The sequence below is a fragment of the Mycoplana dimorpha genome (genome assembly GCF_003046475.1).
Classification (GTDB): Bacteria; Pseudomonadota; Alphaproteobacteria; order Rhizobiales; family Rhizobiaceae; genus Mycoplana; species Mycoplana dimorpha.
The window spans coordinates 1-18,260 of record NZ_PZZZ01000004.1; the positions used below are offsets into that span (position 1 = coordinate 1).

An 18,260-nucleotide genomic window follows, 5' to 3' on the forward strand; every position below is an offset into this window, starting at 1 on the left:
CAGGCAGGAATAGCACTCGCGGCATTCCGGCGTGTAGAGCGGGATGACGTGGTCGCCCTTCTTCACCGAGGTGACGCCGGGGCCGACGTCGACGACGATGCCGGCGCCCTCATGGCCGAGGATCGCCGGAAACAGCCCTTCCGGATCGGCGCCCGACAGCGTGAAGTCGTCGGTATGGCAGATGCCGGTGGCCTTGACCTCGATCAGCACCTCGCCGGCCCGCGGGCCCTCGAGCTGCACGGTCATCACCTCCAGCGGCTTGCCGGCGGCAACGGCGACGGCGGCGCGTACGTCCATGATTTTTCTCCTGTAGTTGGCAGAATCTGTTCGGCGCGGACCATTGCAGAGCCGGCGCGGTCACTCAAGCCCCGCGGCTTCTAGTCATCCGTGTCGCGCTGCCGCGCGGTCAGGCGCAGGATCTCGGACTCGAGCGCGGCGATCGCCTCCGCCGTCTGTTCGTGCAGGCGGCGCACCTGGTTGAGTTGTTCGAGGAGCGGGTGCGTGGAGGCCTGGCTGTCGCCCTCGGGCGGCGCGTCGCCCACCCCGGCGATCAGCCAGGAAGGGGATACGCCGAGAACGCCGGCGAGCATGAACAGCGCGTTGGTGCGCGGCTCGGCATGGTCGCGTTCCCAGTCGCCGACGGTCTCCACCGGAAGCCCAAGCCGGGCGGCGAGGTCCTCAAGCGACAGATCAAGCGCGTCGCGTGCCCGCCAGATGCGGCCGCCGAGCGTATCGCCATCGGCATGGCCGGATCGAAAGAGGATGGTGTTGTCGTCGCCGGACTTTTCCATGTCGGCCCCCTTATCACCGGACGGAGATTAGCCGCCCGTCAGCCGCATGGCTGCTCCAATTGCGCCGCCCATCGCCGCAGGAGGGGCGCCCCGTCCGGGACCTGTTCGTATCGCCCTCGGGCGTCAGTCTGGCCGACCGCATGCGAACGGCACGCGCTCCGCGGCCAGTGTCGTGAGAGCGCACTTTTCTTCAGGCATCTGTTAGCGGTCCCCCACCGGACCAAACACCTGCTCGAATGCGCTCTTGAGCCGCACGTCGACGTCGCTCATCATCACCGGCAGGCCGAGATCGACCAGGCTGGTGACGCCGTAGCCGCGAATCCCGCAGGGGACGATGCCGCCGAAGTGGTCGAGGTCCGGATCGACGTTCAATGACAGTCCGTGGAAGCTGACCCAGCGGCGCAGCCGGATGCCGATCGCGGCGATCTTGTCTTCGGCCGGCGAGCCGTCCGGCAGCGGCGGCCGCTCCGGTCGCTGCACCCACACGCCGACCCGGTCCTCGCGGCGCTCGCCCCTGACGTTCATCTCCGCCAGCGTCGCGATGACGACGTCCTCCAGCGCCGCTACGAAGGCCCGCACGTCCTGGCGGCGGCGCTTCAGGTCCAGCATCACATAGACGACGCGCTGGCCGGGGCCGTGATAGGTGTATTCGCCGCCGCGCCCGGTCTGGAACACCGGAAAGCGATCCGGATCGACCAGGTCCGCGGCATCGGCCCTGGTGCCGGCCGTGTAGAGCGGCGGATGTTCGACAAGCCAGACGAGTTCGTCGGCCTCGCCTGCGGCAATCGCCGCGGCTTCGCGTTCCATGGTCTCCACGGCGGCATCGTAAGGGGTGAGGCCGGGTTCGATCCGCCAGCGCGCCGGCCGCGAACCGGGAGCGGCGAACATCGACCTTTGAAGTTCAGCGCGTTGCATGATGCGTCCTTTTTGGCATCTCTTTGCCAATATAGGCGGGCCAACGCAAGGATTTGAGGGGTTAAAGCGGCTGTTCACAGGGCCTGGCGAAATTGTTGTTTTTCTCGTCAGATTTCTGTTGCGATGGCCTTGTGCACCCAAAAGGCTTTTGCTACATGCAGCCCCGCCGGCGCAAATCGGCACCTACCACGATGCGGTCGTGGCGGAATTGGTAGACGCGCAGCGTTGAGGTCGCTGTGGGGCAACCCGTGGAAGTTCGAGTCTTCTCGACCGCACCATCTAAAGAAACCCGCTTCGGCGGGTTTTTTTGATTCTCCGTCCAAGTCTCTAATTTGATTGCGATGATGCGCCCCGGCCTTGTTGCCGCCACGCCGCGGCGGCGTCGCGTCGGCGGTGCGGCACCGTCAGGCAGCTCTTATGTCGGCCTGCTTTGAAGACGTTACAGAATGCGTTGCCTCGCCGCAGCACTGCAGCCGTTGCGGGTGAGGGGCGGCTTGGTTGGCCCGTCAGAGTGAACCCTAGATATGGCCCGGGCACGCATCAGCCCTTGTCGAGCTTCCTGTACTTCCTCACCGTTCTGTCCCGCTGCAGCCGCGACAGGCGGTCGAGCCAGAAGATGCCGTCGATCTGGTCGATTTCGTGCTGCAGGCAGACGGCCAGCAGGCCTTCGGCCTGTTCGACGTGCGGATTGCCGGAAAGGTCCTGGAAACGCAATCTGACGGTTCCGGGGCGTTCGACCTCGGCGGTCACGCCCGGCATGGACACGCTGCCTTCCGGGTTCCGCTGCGTCTCCGTCGACGTCCATTCGATGGCCGGATTGACGTAGATCCGGGACGATGTAGGCCCGTCGAGTTCGATGACGACTAGACGGACCAGGTGGCCGATGTGGGCCGCTGTGATGCCGATGCCGGGCGCGGCGCGCATCGTAGCGGCAAGGTCGGCGGCGAGTACGGCCAGTTCGCTGTCGAATTGGGTCACCGGCTCACAGCGCGTCCGAAGCCGTTCATCTGGAAAGCGTAAAATGGGGCGTATCGGCATCGGTCCAATCCTCGAGGGCTCGCGCCGACGTCCTAGCGGTTCCAGGGGCGATTGCACAGTCGCCATTCGGTCATGGCGCGCGGCGCCGGCTCGTTCCATTGCGCAACAGTTGGAAGAATTTGCCGTCCGGATACATGGATTTGCCGCGACTGGCGATGGACCCGGGTGATGCTTTCAGTTAGCAGGGAACCGGGCGGCACGGCGGACGAGCGGCGGTTGCCCGTAAGCGGCACGGCAATCTTATTCTTATTCCCGCTCGCGCCATGCGAGTGGTCCTTGGGTTCGAGGAGCGCGCGGATGAGCGACACTGGCGAAGACGATCGCGAGCGCGCCCCGGCGGCCGAGACGGCCGTATTCGACGGCGGCGACATCTACGCGCCCGACGGATCGGTGCGCTCCGACTTCCTCATGCATGTCGGCGCGGCGATCGCCGACCGCGATCTTCTGTTCCTGCGCCGCCACGTCGCCCACCTGCACGAATCGGAAATGGGCGACCTGCTCGAGGCGATCCAGCCGGAGCAGCGCCGCGCGCTCGTGTCGCTGCTCGGCGCCGACTTCGATCTTGCCGCGCTGACCGAGGTCGACGAGGCGATCCGCCTCGACATCGTCGAGCATCTGCCGAACGAACAGATCGCAGCTGCCATCGGCGGGATGGAATCCGACGATGCCGTCTACATCCTCGAGGACCTCGACCACGCCGACCAGGAGGAGATTCTCTCCAAACTGCCGTTCACCGAGCGGATCCGTCTCCGGCGCGCCCTGGACTACCCGGAAGACACCGCCGGCCGGCGCATGCGCTCGGAATTTGTCGCGGTGCCGCCGTTCTGGACGATCGGCCAGACGATCGACTACATGCGCGAGGACGAGGACCTGCCGGACAGCTTCACCGAGATCTTCGTCATCGACCCGACCTTCCGGCTGCTCGGCGTCGTCGACCTCGACCGGGTGCTGCGCTCGAAGCGCGACATCAAGGTCGAAACGGTGATGCGCCAGACCAGCCATCCGATTCCGGCCCTGATGGACCAGGAGGAGGCGGCGCAGCTCTTCGAGCAGTACGACCTTCTCTCCGCCGCCGTCGTCGACGAGAACGGCCGGCTGGTCGGCGTGCTGACGATCGACGACGTGGTCGACGTGATCCAGGAGGAGGCCGAGGAGGACCTGATGCGCCTCGGCGGCGTCGGTGACGAAGAACTCTCCGACACCGTGCTCGAGACCTCGCGCTCGCGCGTGCCGTGGCTGCTCGTCAACCTGTTCACAGCTGCCATCGCCGCCTCGGTGATCTCGCTCTTCGAGACGACGATCGAGGAGATCGTGGCACTGGCGATCCTGATGCCGATCGTCGCCGGCATGGGCGGAAACGCCGGGTCGCAGACGATGACCGTGACGGTGCGCGCGCTTGCGACCCGCAACCTCGACATCCACAACGCCTGGCGTGTCGTGCGCCGCGAGGCGGGCGTCGGTTTGTTGAACGGCATGCTGCTGGGGACGTTGATCGGCTGCGTCGCCGGGCTCTGGTTCCATAGCGCCGATATCGGCGGCATCATCGCAACGGCCATGCTGATCAACATGATGGCGGCCGCGCTCGCCGGCATCCTCATACCGCTGCTGCTGGACAGGGTCGGGGCCGACCCGGCGGTGTCCTCGGCGGTGTTCGTCACGGCCGTGACGGACACGACCGGTTTCTTCTCGTTCCTCGGCCTTGCGACCTGGTGGTTCGCGATCAGGTGATCGGCAAAAAAATTGACTTTCACGTAAAAGTTAATAAAATTTACGGTCGATCATATCTTCGGAGCCTGCGTGGATAAGTACTACACCATAACCGAACTCACCCGCGAATTCGGCGTCTCGACGCGCACCCTGCGGTTCTACGAGGACGAAGGGCTGATCCACCCCGAGCGGCGCGGCCGCACCCGCCTGTTCCGGGCGGCCGACCGGCACCTGATCAAGGAGATCCTGCGCGGCCGCCGCATCGGTTTCACCATTTCCGAGATCCGCGAGATCATTCAGGTCTACAAGGATCCGCCCGGCGAAATGGGCCAGCTGCAGCTGCTGATGCGCAAGGTCGGCGAGAAGCGCGACGAACTGCGGCAGAAGCGCCGCGACATCGACGAGACATTGGCCGAGCTCGACAATGTCGAGGAAGCCTGCCTGACGCGGCTTGCGGAGATCGGGGTAGGGACCTGACAGGCCCTGCCGCTCCCGGCTATTCGCTTGAACCCGGGCCGGATTGTGCATCGGCCGTGCATTGCCGCGAGATGGCGGCAATGCGTGGGTCGCTGCCTGCCTTAATCGTGCCGTCGTTGAGGCCGTCGAACAAGTTTTGATCCAAAAGCTGATCGAGCGCGCAGTCGCAGAAGGAGCGGCAGAACGCGGCGCTCATCTCTGCGCCGCACGCGGCAACGCAGCTCTGGCGGTAGCTGACCACCGGGTCCGGCCTTTCGGGCGGCATGACGATCGTGAACAGATAGACCAGGGCGATCAGGATCGGCTGGTGCAGCAGGTAGACGGCGAGGCTGTGGCGTCCGCCGGTGGCAAGCAGCGACATCATCCGGCTCTCAGTCGCCGGTTTCGCGGGGCTCCGGACAGCAGCACTCTGCGACAGGTAGAGCCGGCAGGCGGCCACGCCGAGAAGGAAGGCGCCGAACCAGGGCAGCAGGGGCACGTAGTCGTTCGAGCGCGGCAACGTCTGGGAGAGTCCCACCCACCATAGCGCCGGCTGATCGAAGAACGGAGAGCGCAGCCAGTGCGGCGCGACGAAGGCAGCGGCCGAGCACAACAGGATCACAGCGACCGGCACCCGCAGGAACAGCAGACCAATCACGCTCGCGGCGGCGATCAGGTGCAGGATGCCGAAGAAGATGAAGCTCTCCGGAAACGCGAAGTAGGTGGCGACGGTAATCAGAAGGGCGGCCGCGGCGATCCGGGCAAAGCGCAGAAAGAAGGGTTGCCAGCGGATATCGACGCGATGGCCGAGGACGAGGCTGAAGCCGGCGAGGAAGATGAAGGTGCCGGCGATCAGGCGGGCAAAGATCTTCCAGCCGCCCATGGCCGCCGTTCCCGGCGCGAGATAGCCGAAAAAGTCGAGATCCCACGTGAAGTGATAGATCGCCATGGCAACCAGTGCCAGCCCGCGCGCCGCGTCGAGCCAGACCAGGCGCTTTGCCGCAATGGTGCCGGTGCCTTCGTGGCCGGCGGTGCCTATCGTTTCTGTTGTCATGTTTCAGCTTGCAGCGAATCGTTCAGGTCGACTTTCGGGCGCGACCTTGTGCCGGGCAGATGGCTTAATGGTGGCGCTATCCGACGCTCTCGAGAACCGTGCGCCGGGCTTCCGAGTAGAACTGGCGCCGGACGAGCACGAAGATGATGAAGACGGTGGATACCATGAACAGGTAGGGACTGACGAACCAGCCGAGATATCCGATCGACAGGAAGATGGCGCGCAGGCCGGCGTTGAAGTGGCCGGCCGCCAGGATGTTCATGCGGATGACCCGCTCGCAGGCGCGTTCCGCACCCGCCGGATCCTTGTGGACGTCGCCGGCCATCGGCACGGCGCCGAGCAGGATCGTGCAATAGTTGAACAGCCGGTACGACCAGCCGAACTTGAAGAACGAGTAGCCAAAGATGCAGGCCAGGCCGCCGACCTTCATCTCGAACCCGGCGCGCCCCGCCTGGAAGACGCTTGGCAGGTCGCCGAAGATCATGAAGACCTTTTCGGTGGCGCCGAGCAAGGCAAAGCAGCCGCCGAGCGCGAGAATCGAGGTTGATGCAAAGAACGCCGTTCCGTTCTGCAGCCCCGACATGATCTGGGTGTCGATCATGCGCAGGTCGCGCTTCATGGCGTTGCGGATCCAGACGGCGCGCTGGATGTTCATCGCCCGCGTCAGGCTCACCCGCGAGCCCAGATGCCGTTTGTCCGTGATCCAGGCATAGGCCAGCCACAGGACAAGAAAGACGGCGAAGGCGATCGGATCGGCGACTGACATGACCGCAGGTTTGCCACGGTTTGCCTGATTTGCAAACCGGTTCCGGCCGCGCTTCAGGGAGTTGTTTACCGTTTGGGCGGAACTGTGATCTCCGGCCGCGGCTCAACTGACTGTCCCATCTAGCAAATGTTTGACAGCACAGCATATTCCCGTGATCTCGACCGGCCGTCTCGGGTGGCTGCCTTGTTTTCGCCTTTTTCGGTGATTGCCTTTTCAGATTTGATTCACTATTGGGAGGCTTGCTGTCGACGAGCTCCTGCCGGTGCAGGGCTCTTAATCGAGGAAGTCATGGATAGTACTGCTCAGAAGTCCTGCTGGGGTGTCACCCTTCGCATCGTCCTGGGTTTTGCCGGCGTTCTTGCCCTGCTGTATCTCGTAAACGGCGCCTGACGGCGCGAGTGATCAGGTGAGCGCGGCGCCCTGCCGCGACACCTCCGGCAGCCCACTGTGATGCAATGTCGCTGGGGCATCATACCATGTCGGGGCGTCACCGTGCTCGGTGGGTGCAATGACCTAAGGTTCACCCTACATACGGCTGAGCCGCCGTTCCTGGCCCTGAGCCACGCGCGGCAAGGCACATGATCGGCCGCGACCGCTGCCGGTCTGCATCGGATGGGTTCCAGGCATGTTTCTCTCTGTATTCGACGTCTTCAAGATCGGCATCGGGCCGTCCAGTTCGCACACGATGGGGCCGATGTCGGCCGCCAACCGCTTTTTGGATCTGATCCTTTCGCCGGACTGGCCGCGCCCGAAGGGGGCGGCGATCGCCTCGATCCGGGTGAGCCTGCACGGCTCGCTGGCCTTCACCGGCGTCGGCCATGGCTCCGATCGCGCCGTGATCCTGGGCCTGATGGGCGAACGCCCGGACAAGGTGGATCCGGACCGCATGGACGAGATCGTCGGTCTGGTCCGGGCGACCGGCCGCATCACGCCTGCCGGTCACCCGTCCTATGCGTTCCAGCCGAAGGAAGACCTCGTCCTCGACAAGAAGACGCCGCTGCCCGGGCATGCCAATGGCATGATGTTCTCCGGCTACGATCGGGACGGCCGCCTGCTGCTGAAGCGCATCTACTATTCCGTTGGCGGCGGCTTCGTCGTCACCGATACCGAACTGGAAACGATGCGGGCTTCGAAGGCGCAGGCCAGCGAACGCAAGGTGCCGTTCCCGTTCTCGTCGGCGAAGCAGATGCTCGAGATGGCCGCCCGCTCCGGGCTGTCGATCGCCCAGATGAAGCGCGCCAACGAGGAGACCGCCATGTCGCGCGAAGAGCTCGATGCCGGGCTCGACCAGATCTGGGCGGCAATGACGAACTGCATCGACCGCGGCCTGAAAGGCGAAGGCATCATGCCCGGCGGCCTGAAGGTGAAGCGGCGCGCCCGCATGATCCACGACAAGCTGCAGGAGGAGTGGCGCTCCAACAAGACCAATCCGCTGCTGGCGAACGACTGGTTGAGCGTCTATGCGATGGCCGTCAATGAGGAAAACGCCTCGGGCGGCAGGGTCGTGACCTCGCCGACCAACGGGGCGGCCGGTGTCGTGCCGGCGACCATTCGCTATTATCTCCATTTCCACGAGGACGCCGATGCCGCGGGGATTCGCGACTACCTGCTGACGGCGGCTGCGATCGGCGGCATCATCAAGCACAACGCTTCCATCTCCGGCGCCGAAGTCGGCTGCCAGGGCGAGGTGGGATCCGCATCAGCGATGGCAGCGGCGGGGCTCGCAGCCGTGATGGGCGGCACGCCGGAGCAGATCGAGAACGCCGCCGAGATCGCACTTGAGCATCATCTGGGCATGACCTGCGATCCGGTCGGCGGTCTTGTGCAGGTGCCCTGCATCGAGCGCAACGCCCTGGGCGCGGTGAAGGCGGTGACCGCCGCATCGCTGGCCATCAAGGGCGACGGCACCCATTTCGTGCCGCTCGACGCCTGCATCGAGACGATGCGCCAGACCGGCGTCGACATGAACGAGCGCTACAAGGAGACCTCGACCGGCGGCCTCGCCGTCAACGTTGTCGAGTGTTAAGAGGACCCTCCGCGCATATGCCCGGGCATCGGACGTGAGGCGCCAGCGTGCGACTTGACTGGCGCGGGAGAAAGGCGTTGAAGAGGCCATGGCCCTCCACCTGATCAAACTTTGCGTCGGTGCGGATTCGATCGAAGACCTGCGCGGCTGGGTTGCCAAGCGTGCTTTGGTCGCCATTGCCGCCGGTCTCGAGCCGTGCTCGTCCCATACCACCCGAATGATTCCGAAGCGCACCGAGGAACTGCTGGACGGCGGTTCGCTCTATTGGGTGATCAAGGGGCAGGTACAGGCTCGTCAGCGGCTGATCGACCTCAAGACCTTCAAGGACGCCGACGGCATCACCCGCTGCGAACTGGTGCTCGGGCCCGAAGTCGTGGAGACCGAGCTTCAGCCGAAGCGGGCGTTCCAGGGATGGCGCTATCTGAAGGGCGAAGACGCGCCCCGCGACCTGATGAGCCTCGACGCGGAGGGAGGCGAGTTGCCGCTCGAACTCCGGCGCGAATTGGCGGAACTGGGGCTTCTGTAGCCTTTTGGCTTTTGCGGCGCCCCTTCCGAGGCGATGGCAACGCATACCGGCACCGCCCTGACGCGCCGGGCCAGTCCGGACTTCAGTGCGCAGTGTAGGCGCCGTCGACCATGTGGCAGCTTCCGGTTATGAAGCTGGCCTGATCGGACAGCAGGAAGCACACGAGGGCAGCGACCTCTTCGGGCGTCCCGCGCCGCCCCATCGGCTGAAGTGCCTCCATGCGCCGGCTGCTCGCGAGCTTGTCGTGCTCCGACAGCAGCGGCGTCTCTATCCAGCCAGGTCCGACCGCATTGATCCGCACGCCGAACCTCGCATATTCGATCGCGGCGGTCTTCGTCAGGCCGATCACCCCGTGCTTGGCCGCCGTATAGGCGGCCGTCGTCGGCAGGCCCACGCAGCCGAGGATGGAGGCAATGTTGACGATGGCGCCGCCGCCGGACTTCAGCATGGCAGGAATCTGATACTTCATGCAGTAGAAGACACCGTTCAGGTTGACGTCCAGAAGCGCGCGCCACTCGTCCAGCGGGCAATCTGCCGTCAGCGATCGCGCCCCGGGGCTGCCGGCGTTGTTCACGGCCAGATGCAGTCCGCCATATCGCTGCATGGTCGTCTCGGCCAACGTCTGCACGGCGGCGGCATCCGTCACGTCGACCGCAGCGTCGTGCGCCGTGCCGCCCTCCGCGCAGATCGCTGCTGCCAGATCGCGCGCCCCACCGGCATCGAGATCGGCGATGACGACTTCGGCGCCCTCACGGGCAAGGCGCCGTGATATGGCGGCGCCGATCCCGGAGGCGCCGCCGGTTACGATCGCAACTTTTCCGTCGAAGGCGAATGTCATTGCGTCCCTTCCTGTATCGTTTTTCGACAGTCGAACAGAGGGCAGGGGTGGAAGCAAGGTGTTTCGAAAGCAATCCAGAGCTTCTCCTCTGTCTGCCGTTTCGACTGAGGCTGCCTACTGCTAAATCATAGGTGGGGGACACTTGGCCGTAGCGCGCAGCGATGGTAGTTTTTCCGGCGGGGCTTCGTGTAGCAACTCGAAGGTGCAAATGGACAGGAACGTCTTTTCACGCCGCAGCCTTCTGATGGGCAGCCTCGGTCTGGTGCTGTCCAGCTGCGTATCAACAACCCAGTCGTCATCTCCGTACGCCTACACCACCTACCGCGTCGAGCCGCGTTACCGGCGCACGCGTGTAGCGTATTCCGGCGCCGAGCCACCCGGCACGATTGTCGTCAACACGGCGGAGCGGTACCTGTATCTCGTCGAGGGTGGCGGAACGGCGTTGCGTTACGGAGTTGCCGTCGGCGAGGAGGGGCTGAACTTCAAGGGCGTGGCCTCCATCGGTCGCAAGGCTGAATGGCCCTCCTGGAGGCCGACCGCCGACATGATCCGGCGCAAGCCTCGGCTGCAGGAATTTGCCGGAGGTGTCGACGGTGGACCGCACAACCCGCTGGGCGCCGCCGCGCTTTACCTCTATAGCGGGGGCAAGGACACGATGTATCGGCTGCATGGCACCAACGAACCCTGGTTGATCGGCCACGCGGTCTCGAACGGATGCGTGCGCCTGACCAATGACGACATCATAGATCTCTACAGCCGCGCTCCCATCGGAACCAGAGTGAAGGTCATCTGACAGTATTTCTACTCAGCTCCGGTAGCGGCTTCGTATCGCCTGCGATGTTCGAAGGATGCCAGAAGCACCGGCGCTCGATCTTCTTTCTAAGTGGGACCATTCACTTGGAATGCGGCAACCGCGGCAGTTCAACGCGTTGCGAAGCACCGCTTCGCGCGCCGCTTTCGCCGTGGGCGATCGCCGCTCATCACACGAATGATACAAACCGTTGAAAAAACTGATCTTGCTAGCTCTTCTCGACGATTAACTTTGTGGCGCTTATGCACTAGGCCTTTGTGAAGTTTACGGCTATTACTAGAGTCGTTGCCTTCTAATAACCTATTCCGTGCTAAGGAAAGGACATATTGATGAGCAGACTTCTAATCGTGACAGTAGCAGTACTTGCCGTGGCCGGTCTCAGCGGCTGCGGAGTCGGCAAGGGCAAGGGCAAGGCTCCGCCTCCGGCGGAGACCGCAGCACCGGCGCCCGTATACAAGTAGCGCCTGACCTGGATCGGGGGAGTGCCCGACGGTACTCCCCCGTCCAGAGGAAATTGCCTGCTGGAACCGCGTCTCGTCCGATCCGTGGCGTGATCTTAAGACAGGAGTACGCTGCTCACACCGTGGCGGGAAATGGAGAATGCCCATGATGCTGGGAAGAAGTCAGGCATCGCTGTTGGTTCTTCTTGCGCTCACGCTCGCATCTTGCCAATCTGAAGACAAACCGCCGCAGCCGCGGTTCGTTTCAGACTACCGCGGCTATCCCGGAACCGCCGAAGCGGAAAGCCAGCGGCGCAATGGCGGCTATTTCATCGAGTTCCGATCCCGTTACGCGCTCAGCTACGGCCACACCTATGTGGTGTTCGGACGTGCCGACAAGTCCGGCCGGATGATCAATCCCGAAGTTGCCGGACTGGCGCCTGCGACCCTCGATCCGGGGCCCTATGTGATCGGCCATTTCATACCCGTTCCCGCCGAGACCGGAGCAAGCGACGGCGATCTCCAGGAGGAGTATCGGTCTGCCAGCTGGCGGGTCATGCTGACCGAGGCCGAATACCGGAAGACCGTGGCCTATATCCGCCAGTTGAAGGCCAAGTCCCGCTTCTGGCAGGCGTCGGTCTACAACTGCAACGCCTTCGTCGCCGACATTGCGAAGTCGATGGGCTACAAAACGCCCTCCATCTGGCTGCGGCCGCAACAGTTCGTCACTGAATTGCGCGAGATGAACGGCGGATGAGCGCTGGACTCGTTGCATCAAGGATGCCAAGTAACGACGAACAGCAGCGGTGAACCAATATGAATCTGACCCTCGCCTCCCTCGGCGAAATCCTTTGGGTACTCGGCATTGTGGCGTGGACCGTCATTCGCTACCCGTTCGAACGCCGCGCCAGGCGCGTCCGGGTTGTCGACAACCGTCGCTCGCCGTCCGATATGTGCGGCCTCGTCATGGCGGTGCTGGGGATGGCGGTAATTCCATTCGTCTATCTTGCAACCGACTGGCCCGCGGCAGCCGACTATCCGGCACGGGCCTGGGCAGTCGGCGCGGGGGCGCTTTTGTTCTTCGGAGCCGTGTGGTTGTTTCGCAGGACCCACAAGGAACTCGGCAAGAACTGGTCGATCAGCCTCGAGATCCGCGACAAGCACCAGCTGGTCAGCGGCGGTCCCTACGCGCTGATCCGGCATCCCATGTACACCTCCTTCCTGCTGATGGCGCTCGGCCAGGCATTCCTGTTGTCCAACTGGATCGCCGGACTGGCCGGCCTGGTCGGCTTTGCCTTTCTCTTCTTCCTCCGCGTCGACAAGGAGGAGCGGATGATGATGGACAGCTTCGGACCGACCTATCGCGACTACATGGACCGGACCAAGCGGCTCATTCCCTATCTTTATTAGAGGTGCCGCCATGCGAGGCCGGGCATTGAAGATATCGCCACCCCGCCGGCTGGTCTGTGACCTCATGCGGTTTTCGATCGGCATACCGCGGGTGACGGTGCAACGACGGATGAACCTCGGTCCGCTGCTTGCGGCGCGGGCCTCGCAGCCGCAGCGTCCGTCCTGGACCGTGCTGTTCCTCAAAGGCTACGGACTGCTTTGCCAGGAGACGCCGGAACTCCGTCGTGCCTATCTGAAGTTCCCCTGGCCGCATTTCTACGAGTATCCGATGAGCGTCGCCTCGGTGGCGCACGAGCGGGAACACGACGGTGAGCGTGTCGTGCTGCTCGGCTCCATCAAGGGACCGGAGCGCCGCTCGATTGCCGAGCTGCAGGGAGCCATTGCTGCGGCGCGCACACGTCCGGTGCTCGAAATCAAGGAGTTCAGGCGCGCGCTGAAATTCGCCCGGGCGCCAGCACCGGTCCGGCGGCTGCTGATGTGGCTCGGGCTGAACATCGCGCGCGAGCGGGCTCGTCGGTTCGGGACCTTTCAGCTGTCGGTCTACTCGGGTCTGGGCGCAGAATCGTTCAATCCTCTCACGCCTTTGACGACACTGCTCAACTGGGGTCCCATCGACGAGGACGGCTGCGTCGACGTGCGCATTCTCTACGACCACCGCGTGATGGACGGCGCCAACGTCGCACGCGCACTGGAGCGCTTCGAGCGGATTTTGAACAGCAAAGTCGCTGACGAGGTCAACGGGCTGTCGAACCGTCCAGCACTTGTGGCTGCGAGGACGGCTGGATGACGGCGGAAGAGGCTCTCAAGCCGGCGGTGGTCGTCGCCGGTGCTTCACGCGGCATCGGCAGGGCGATCGCGAAAGTCGCCGCCCAGGAGGGCAGCCCGGTGGTGCTTGTCGGCCGTGCGCCCGAGCAACTGGCAGGCGCGGCCCGCGACGTGCAGGCGGTTGGCGGACAGACGTTTGCCCTGGAGCTCGACCTGGTCTCGCCCAAGGCGGCGCTGCGCCTGCAGGACTTTCTGACGGACAACGGTCTCTACTGCGACACGCTGGTCAACAGCGCCGGATACGGGCTGCGGGGGCCGGCTACCGGGCTTCCGCTCGACGGCCAACTCGGGATCATCGACCTGAACGTCCGGGCATTGACCGACCTGACCTTGACCTTCCTGCCGGCAATGGTGAAGCGCCGGCGAGGCGGCGTCCTCAACATCGGCTCGATTGCCGGCTTCACGCCCGGCCCGAACATGGCTCTGTACTATGCCAGCAAGAGCTTCGTACGCTCGTTTTCGGAGGCCTTGCACGAGGAACTGCGCCATACCGGCGTCACTGTGACCTGTGTCGCACCCGGGCCGGTGGAAACCGAATTCCTCTCCCGCTCGGGCGCCGGTCGGGCGATGCTTTTCAAGGTCTTGCCGCGACTGGACGCGGACCGGGTGGCGGAGCGAGCCTGGCGTGCCTACAGGTCTGGTCGGCGGCTGGCGGTGCCCGGTGTCTCCGCCAAGATCGTGGCGCTCGTCGCGCGGATGCTGCCCTCGGCCGTCATCGTTCCGCTGATCGGGCGGCTGCAACGGCGCAGCGCCGATCCGTGCCTGTGTGGCTCCGGCCTGAAATACGCCGATTGTTGCGGCAAGCATTGGCGCACACCCGGATCGTCCGACCGGGCCGCCAGCTGAGGTCAACGAAGCCGCAGCCGGACCGGGTGGCAGCGGCCGCTGCGGCCGATGTGCAGGTGGATGCCTGCCGGCGGCTGACCCGTGCGCCAGGCGCGTGCGCCATGGGCAAGCAACATGCTGACCAGGTCCTTCGTCCTGGTGCGAGGCCGGCCGCGGCCGATATCGGCGATTCGAAGCGCTGCCTCGTGCAGAGGATGCAGTCCGCTGCGGATCCCGCGCCTGATGCTGGCATCCGGCGGCGCGCCGGTGACGTTCTCGTTCATCGCCATGATATTCCCTCGTACGCACTACTCTATCGAGGACGACGGATGCCGCTGACCGGCACCGCCCGCCTTGCCGCCGCGGGCACCGTTCTGTGCCGGTGCTCGCATCGGTCAAGGCTAAACTGAATGCCGTGCCGGTCCGTGGCGACCCGCACGGCTGCCAAGCTCACTGCTGGCTCGCCCAGCAGGCGAAGCCCTTCTTCTTCAGAGCCTTGCAGGCATTGACGGCGCTGTCTTGGCCGGAGAAGCCGCCGAAACGGGCGCGGTACAGTTGCGTCCCGCCATCTGCGAAGGCGACGGTGAAAGGCTCGGCATTGCGCAAGGCCTTGCCGCCCTGATCCTTGGCGCGATCCAGCAGCGCCTGGGCCTGGCCGCGATCCGGCGTCGCACCGATCTGGATGACCCAGCCCGAGGGTACCGACTTGCCGGCGGATGCCGCGGTCGAGGCGGTCGTGAGCGCGTCAACAGCCGGGTCGGCATCACCCTGTTCGACGTCGGCTGCCGAAGCCGGGGCGGCGACATTGCGCTGGATTCTCAGTGTGGCAGCAAGAGCTTCCTTGCCGACGACGTTCGAGGCGCTGGCGACAGAGGTGGCGGCATAGGCCATCTCGATACGCGACTCCTCGTAGCGATAGGACGGGACGGGGCCGTTCTCCGGCAGTTCCAGAGGACCGGCAGTGGTGGTCGGCGCGACGCTTGCGGCAACGGAGTTCGCAGCCGCAGCGGCGGACAAGGTCGGAGCATCGCGGGTCTCGGCGATCAGGTTGCCCGAACCGCGGCGCGACGCCGCCGGCATGTAGCTGGCGATCAGCTTCTTCATCTGCTGGTCGCGGGAGGCGCCAGTCCGGCCGCCGAGGACGACAGCAACCACGCTTCGGCCGTCCGCCTGGGCGGAGGTGACCAGGTTGAAGCCGGATGCGCGGGTATAGCCGGTCTTGATGCCGTCGACGCCGCGGACCACGCCGAGCAGGCGGTTGTGGTTGCCGATCGTCTGGTTGCCGTAGCGGAAGCTGCGGGTGTTGAAATAATCGTAGTACTGCGGGAAGTGCTGGCGCAGCGCCAGGCCGAGCCGCGCCTGGTCGCGGGCCGTCGTGACCTGAGCGGTGTTCGGCAGGCCGTGCGCGTTGCGATACACGGTGCGCGTCATGCCGAGTGCGCGGGCCTTCTGGGTCATGATTCGGGCGAAGCGCTCTTCGGAGCCCCCGAGGAATTCGCCGAGCGCGGTGGCGACGTCGTTGGCTGAGCGCGTCACCAGCGCCTGGATCGCCTGCTCGACCGTCAATTTGCTGCCGGAACGCACGCCGAGCTTGGAAGGCGGCTCACTCGCGGCGTTCTTCGATACGGGAACGAGCGTGTTCTTGCTGATCTTGCCGGCCTCGAGCGCCTCGAAGGTCAGGTAGATCGTCATCATCTTGGTCAGCGATGCCGGATAGCGCAAATCGTCGGCGTCTTCGTTGTAGAGCACCTTGCCCGTCTTCGCATCGATCACGATGCCGGCATACTTGGGGTTCGCATGCGCCGTTCCGCCTGCCGCCGCTGCGATAGCGCCCGCGAGCAACAGGCTTCTTGACGCGGCCGCTGCGAACTTTGCTGTGCGCGAAAAAAGATCGGAGAAAATGGAACGGAACACGCTGGTACTCTTCAAGTCTCGGATTGCGCTGTCGTTCGGTCGCGATTGGCGAACGATGATTGGAGCGAGACTATCGGGGCACGGTTACCAATCGGTTTATGATGAATCATTGGTTGCGGAGATCGGCGGATTTTTATCGTCTGTTCGTGCGGGGCAGGGGACTCTCGCGCTCCGTCAGAGCATGCTGCATGTAGGAGCGAACGGATTGCTCCATCGCCTGCCACTGCGGCAAAAGTCTGCTCGAGAACCGGTAGAGGAGCGACAGATCGTCGCCGATGTGGATATCCCGCTGGCAGTCGGCGCCGGTCGAGGCTTGGTCCGACCCGGGTATCAGGCAGCGTACGGCATAGGTCGCCCCATCCGGCAGGGCGCCGAGCAGCAGGGCCTCCTGTTCGTAGCCGGAGCCCGGCCTGAGACGCCGCAGCGTCAGGCCGGCCGGTCCCGCTTCCGGCTCGCCGGCGAACAGGTGCGTGTAGATCGGTTGGACGCGGCCCGACATGTCCCGGGACATCGTGCTTTGTGACAATTGCAGGAACAGCAGGCTTTCAGGCTGGCCGACATCGTTGAAGCGGAGGCGATTGCGGTTCGAGTAGCCCTCCATCTCCGGCCAGGTGAGATACAGGTCAAGCCGGTCGGTCTGGCCGTTGCGGCGCTGCTCGTCGAAGCGGATGACGTTTGCGGGCAGGCGAAGATGGTCCTCGCCGATCAGGATCTCTTGTATTTCACTGCTCTCGCTGTGCCCGGCCAGGGCGATGCGCTCGCCGAGCATGCGGCCGCCGATGCTGAGGGCGATCGTCGCGCCAGCAAGCACCGCGATGGCGAAGGCCAGGCGCCTCAGGAAGCGCGGGCAAAGCAGTGCTTCGGTTGCCGGCTCGCGTGGATGTTGCTTCGATGCTGCCTGCATGGCTTCGGTCGCCGCCCCGGCTTCGTTCTCGCATGCACGGGCACCGGTCCGGCCGGCCCCCGCATGATTGCGCCGAGAGTGTGAGCGCGTGGTTAATATCGGGTAAACAGGGGCCGCCATCCGGCGGATAGAAAGAGTGCGGCCGGCTCCGGGACGGTGAGCCGGCCGCAAGGTGGCCTCGATCGGGACAGAGTGACCGCGGCCGTAAGGTAGAGGGCAGTGTCATGGGCATCCCGGATGGGAAATGCCTGATGCCTGTCTTTCCGAAGTATGCCACCGTCATGGCCGAAGCCGCGCTGGGCATAAAAGTCGGTCGTGCGACCTGCTTTAGCGGACGCTACCCACCGCAGTGGTTCGGCCGTCCTGGAGCTTGACCCATTTGCCGGCGTTGCGTTCGGACTGTCGCTTTAGGAAGCGGTATTCCGTCTCCGACCAGAGCAGGACCCGGTCTCGCATGTTGTCGAGCACGAAGTCGCCACGGTCGGTGCGTACGGTGAGCACGGCGTGGCCCTCGCCGTTGGGCTGCAGCACGACGGTGATCAGGAGGGCGGAGGGCGAAATTCCGGCTTCGATCAGCATCTTGCGCTTCTGCAGGACATAGTCCTCGCAATCGCCGACGGTGTCCGGATAGACCCAGCGCTCCTCGACGCCATAGATCTCATTGTCGGTCATCGGCTCGATCGAGCTGTTGACGGTATAGTTGACCTCAAGAATCTGCCGCCAGTTTGCCTCGTTGAGGACGAGCGGGCCGCCGGCGTCCGTCGCGCCGCATTCGTCGGCGTACTGCTTGCAGAACTCGTAGTGCCCGATCGGCTGGTTGGTCGGCCCTGCAACGGTCATGTTGGCCGGAAGTGCGTGTGCGGCCTGGGCGAATACAAGAGCGAGCAGTAGCCCGATGGTCCCCGTCCAGATGGTGTTCTTCTTCATTGTCCTGTCCCTGTTCTGGAAGGACAATGACAGATATGTTTTTACCTGACGCGAAAGAGCGAAGTATAATTAAGAGCAAAATTTCAG

General features: G+C 64.4%; 21 protein-coding genes and 1 tRNA gene. 11 read left to right on the forward strand and 11 right to left on the reverse strand.

Annotation, left to right across the window (positions count from 1 at the left end; genetic code table 11):
- The 3 genes from C7449_RS10145 to lipB all read right to left on the reverse strand — a co-directional run.
- A partial coding sequence (locus tag C7449_RS10145) for an alcohol dehydrogenase catalytic domain-containing protein (protein ID WP_170115855.1) occupies positions 1-297 on the reverse strand: 297 nt, incomplete at its 3' end.
- 80 nt (positions 298-377) lie between these two features.
- Positions 378-791, reverse strand: coding sequence for a helix-turn-helix domain-containing protein (locus tag C7449_RS10150; protein WP_108002708.1), 414 nt, complete (start codon positions 789-791; stop codon positions 378-380).
- Between the two features lie 201 nt (positions 792-992).
- A complete protein-coding gene (lipB, locus tag C7449_RS10155; RefSeq protein WP_108002709.1) occupies positions 993-1,706 on the reverse strand; it encodes a lipoyl(octanoyl) transferase LipB in 714 nt (237 codons plus the stop codon).
- A gap of 193 nt (positions 1,707-1,899) precedes the next feature.
- On the opposite strand from lipB, the gene C7449_RS10160 reads away from it, so the two are divergent.
- Positions 1,900-1,984 (forward strand) — tRNA-Leu (locus C7449_RS10160).
- A 262-nt stretch (positions 1,985-2,246) separates the two neighbouring features.
- Here C7449_RS10160 and C7449_RS10165 read toward each other — a convergent pair.
- Positions 2,247-2,744 carry a peptide deformylase gene (locus tag C7449_RS10165; RefSeq protein ID WP_108002710.1) on the reverse strand — a complete coding sequence of 166 codons (498 nt, stop codon included), beginning with the start codon at positions 2,742-2,744 and terminating at the stop codon, positions 2,247-2,249.
- A 297-nt stretch (positions 2,745-3,041) separates the two neighbouring features.
- On the opposite strand from C7449_RS10165, the gene mgtE reads away from it, so the two are divergent.
- Together mgtE and C7449_RS10175 are read left to right on the forward strand one after the other, a co-directional pair.
- Positions 3,042-4,472, forward strand: a complete 1,431-nt coding sequence (gene mgtE, locus C7449_RS10170) for a magnesium transporter (RefSeq protein ID WP_108002711.1) — start codon at positions 3,042-3,044, stop codon at positions 4,470-4,472.
- 69 nt (positions 4,473-4,541) lie between these two features.
- On the forward strand, positions 4,542-4,928 hold the full coding sequence (locus C7449_RS10175; protein ID WP_108002712.1) for a MerR family transcriptional regulator: 387 nt from the start codon (positions 4,542-4,544) through the stop codon (positions 4,926-4,928).
- A gap of 19 nt (positions 4,929-4,947) precedes the next feature.
- On the opposite strand, the gene C7449_RS10180 is transcribed toward C7449_RS10175, so the two are convergent.
- Together C7449_RS10180 and C7449_RS10185 are read right to left on the reverse strand one after the other, a co-directional pair.
- On the reverse strand, positions 4,948-5,961 hold the full coding sequence (locus C7449_RS10180) for a heparan-alpha-glucosaminide N-acetyltransferase (RefSeq protein ID WP_108002713.1): 1,014 nt from the start codon (positions 5,959-5,961) through the stop codon (positions 4,948-4,950).
- Positions 5,962-6,037: 76 nt separating this feature from the next.
- A complete protein-coding gene (locus tag C7449_RS10185) occupies positions 6,038-6,727 on the reverse strand; it encodes a DUF599 domain-containing protein (protein ID WP_108002714.1) in 690 nt (229 codons plus the stop codon).
- Between the two features lie 625 nt (positions 6,728-7,352).
- Here C7449_RS10185 and C7449_RS10190 point away from each other — a divergent pair.
- Together C7449_RS10190 and C7449_RS10195 are read left to right on the forward strand one after the other, a co-directional pair.
- On the forward strand, positions 7,353-8,753 hold the full coding sequence (locus C7449_RS10190; protein ID WP_108002715.1) for an L-serine ammonia-lyase: 1,401 nt from the start codon (positions 7,353-7,355) through the stop codon (positions 8,751-8,753).
- 88 nt (positions 8,754-8,841) lie between these two features.
- Complete coding sequence (locus C7449_RS10195; RefSeq protein WP_108002716.1) at positions 8,842-9,279, forward strand: DUF1489 family protein; 438 nt, start codon at positions 8,842-8,844, stop codon at positions 9,277-9,279.
- 82 nt (positions 9,280-9,361) lie between these two features.
- On the opposite strand, the gene C7449_RS10200 is transcribed toward C7449_RS10195, so the two are convergent.
- On the reverse strand, positions 9,362-10,117 hold the full coding sequence (locus C7449_RS10200) for an SDR family NAD(P)-dependent oxidoreductase (RefSeq protein WP_108002717.1): 756 nt from the start codon (positions 10,115-10,117) through the stop codon (positions 9,362-9,364).
- A gap of 208 nt (positions 10,118-10,325) precedes the next feature.
- Here C7449_RS10200 and C7449_RS10205 point away from each other — a divergent pair, with 208 nt between their 5' ends.
- The 6 genes from C7449_RS10205 to C7449_RS10230 all read left to right on the forward strand — a co-directional run bounded on the left by C7449_RS10205 (position 10,326) and on the right by C7449_RS10230 (position 14,449).
- Entirely contained in the window at positions 10,326-10,910 is a 585-nt protein-coding gene (locus C7449_RS10205) for a L,D-transpeptidase (RefSeq protein ID WP_108002718.1), read from the forward strand.
- A 347-nt stretch (positions 10,911-11,257) separates the two neighbouring features.
- The gene (locus tag C7449_RS10210) at positions 11,258-11,389 is read left to right on the forward strand and encodes an ABC transporter (protein WP_108002719.1); all 132 of its coding nucleotides are present in this window, start codon (positions 11,258-11,260) and stop codon (positions 11,387-11,389) included.
- Between the two features lie 145 nt (positions 11,390-11,534).
- Complete coding sequence (locus tag C7449_RS10215) at positions 11,535-12,125, forward strand: hypothetical protein (protein WP_108002720.1); 591 nt, start codon at positions 11,535-11,537, stop codon at positions 12,123-12,125.
- Positions 12,126-12,184: 59 nt separating this feature from the next.
- Complete coding sequence (locus C7449_RS10220; RefSeq protein ID WP_374828304.1) at positions 12,185-12,778, forward strand: protein-S-isoprenylcysteine O-methyltransferase; 594 nt, start codon at positions 12,185-12,187, stop codon at positions 12,776-12,778.
- A 10-nt stretch (positions 12,779-12,788) separates the two neighbouring features.
- Positions 12,789-13,565 carry a hypothetical protein gene (locus tag C7449_RS10225; protein WP_108002721.1) on the forward strand — a complete coding sequence of 259 codons (777 nt, stop codon included), beginning with the start codon at positions 12,789-12,791 and terminating at the stop codon, positions 13,563-13,565.
- The gene (locus C7449_RS10230; protein WP_108002722.1) at positions 13,562-14,449 is read left to right on the forward strand and encodes an SDR family NAD(P)-dependent oxidoreductase; all 888 of its coding nucleotides are present in this window, start codon (positions 13,562-13,564) and stop codon (positions 14,447-14,449) included. The genes C7449_RS10225 and C7449_RS10230 overlap by 4 nt, the downstream gene beginning before the upstream one ends.
- 2 nt (positions 14,450-14,451) lie before the next feature.
- Here the strand turns inward: C7449_RS10230 and C7449_RS10235 are convergent, their stop codons facing one another.
- The 4 genes from C7449_RS10235 to C7449_RS10250 all read right to left on the reverse strand — a co-directional run bounded on the left by C7449_RS10235 (position 14,452) and on the right by C7449_RS10250 (position 18,173).
- A complete protein-coding gene (locus C7449_RS10235) occupies positions 14,452-14,718 on the reverse strand; it encodes a hypothetical protein (RefSeq protein ID WP_108002723.1) in 267 nt (88 codons plus the stop codon).
- A 160-nt stretch (positions 14,719-14,878) separates the two neighbouring features.
- Positions 14,879-16,357, reverse strand: coding sequence for an SPOR domain-containing protein (locus C7449_RS10240; protein WP_108002724.1), 1,479 nt, complete (start codon positions 16,355-16,357; stop codon positions 14,879-14,881).
- A gap of 118 nt (positions 16,358-16,475) precedes the next feature.
- Positions 16,476-17,246, reverse strand: coding sequence for a hypothetical protein (locus C7449_RS10245; RefSeq protein WP_108002725.1), 771 nt, complete (start codon positions 17,244-17,246; stop codon positions 16,476-16,478).
- A 327-nt stretch (positions 17,247-17,573) separates the two neighbouring features.
- A complete protein-coding gene (locus C7449_RS10250; RefSeq protein ID WP_108002726.1) occupies positions 17,574-18,173 on the reverse strand; it encodes a transglutaminase-like cysteine peptidase in 600 nt (199 codons plus the stop codon).
- Positions 18,174-18,260: the final 87 nt, after the last annotated feature.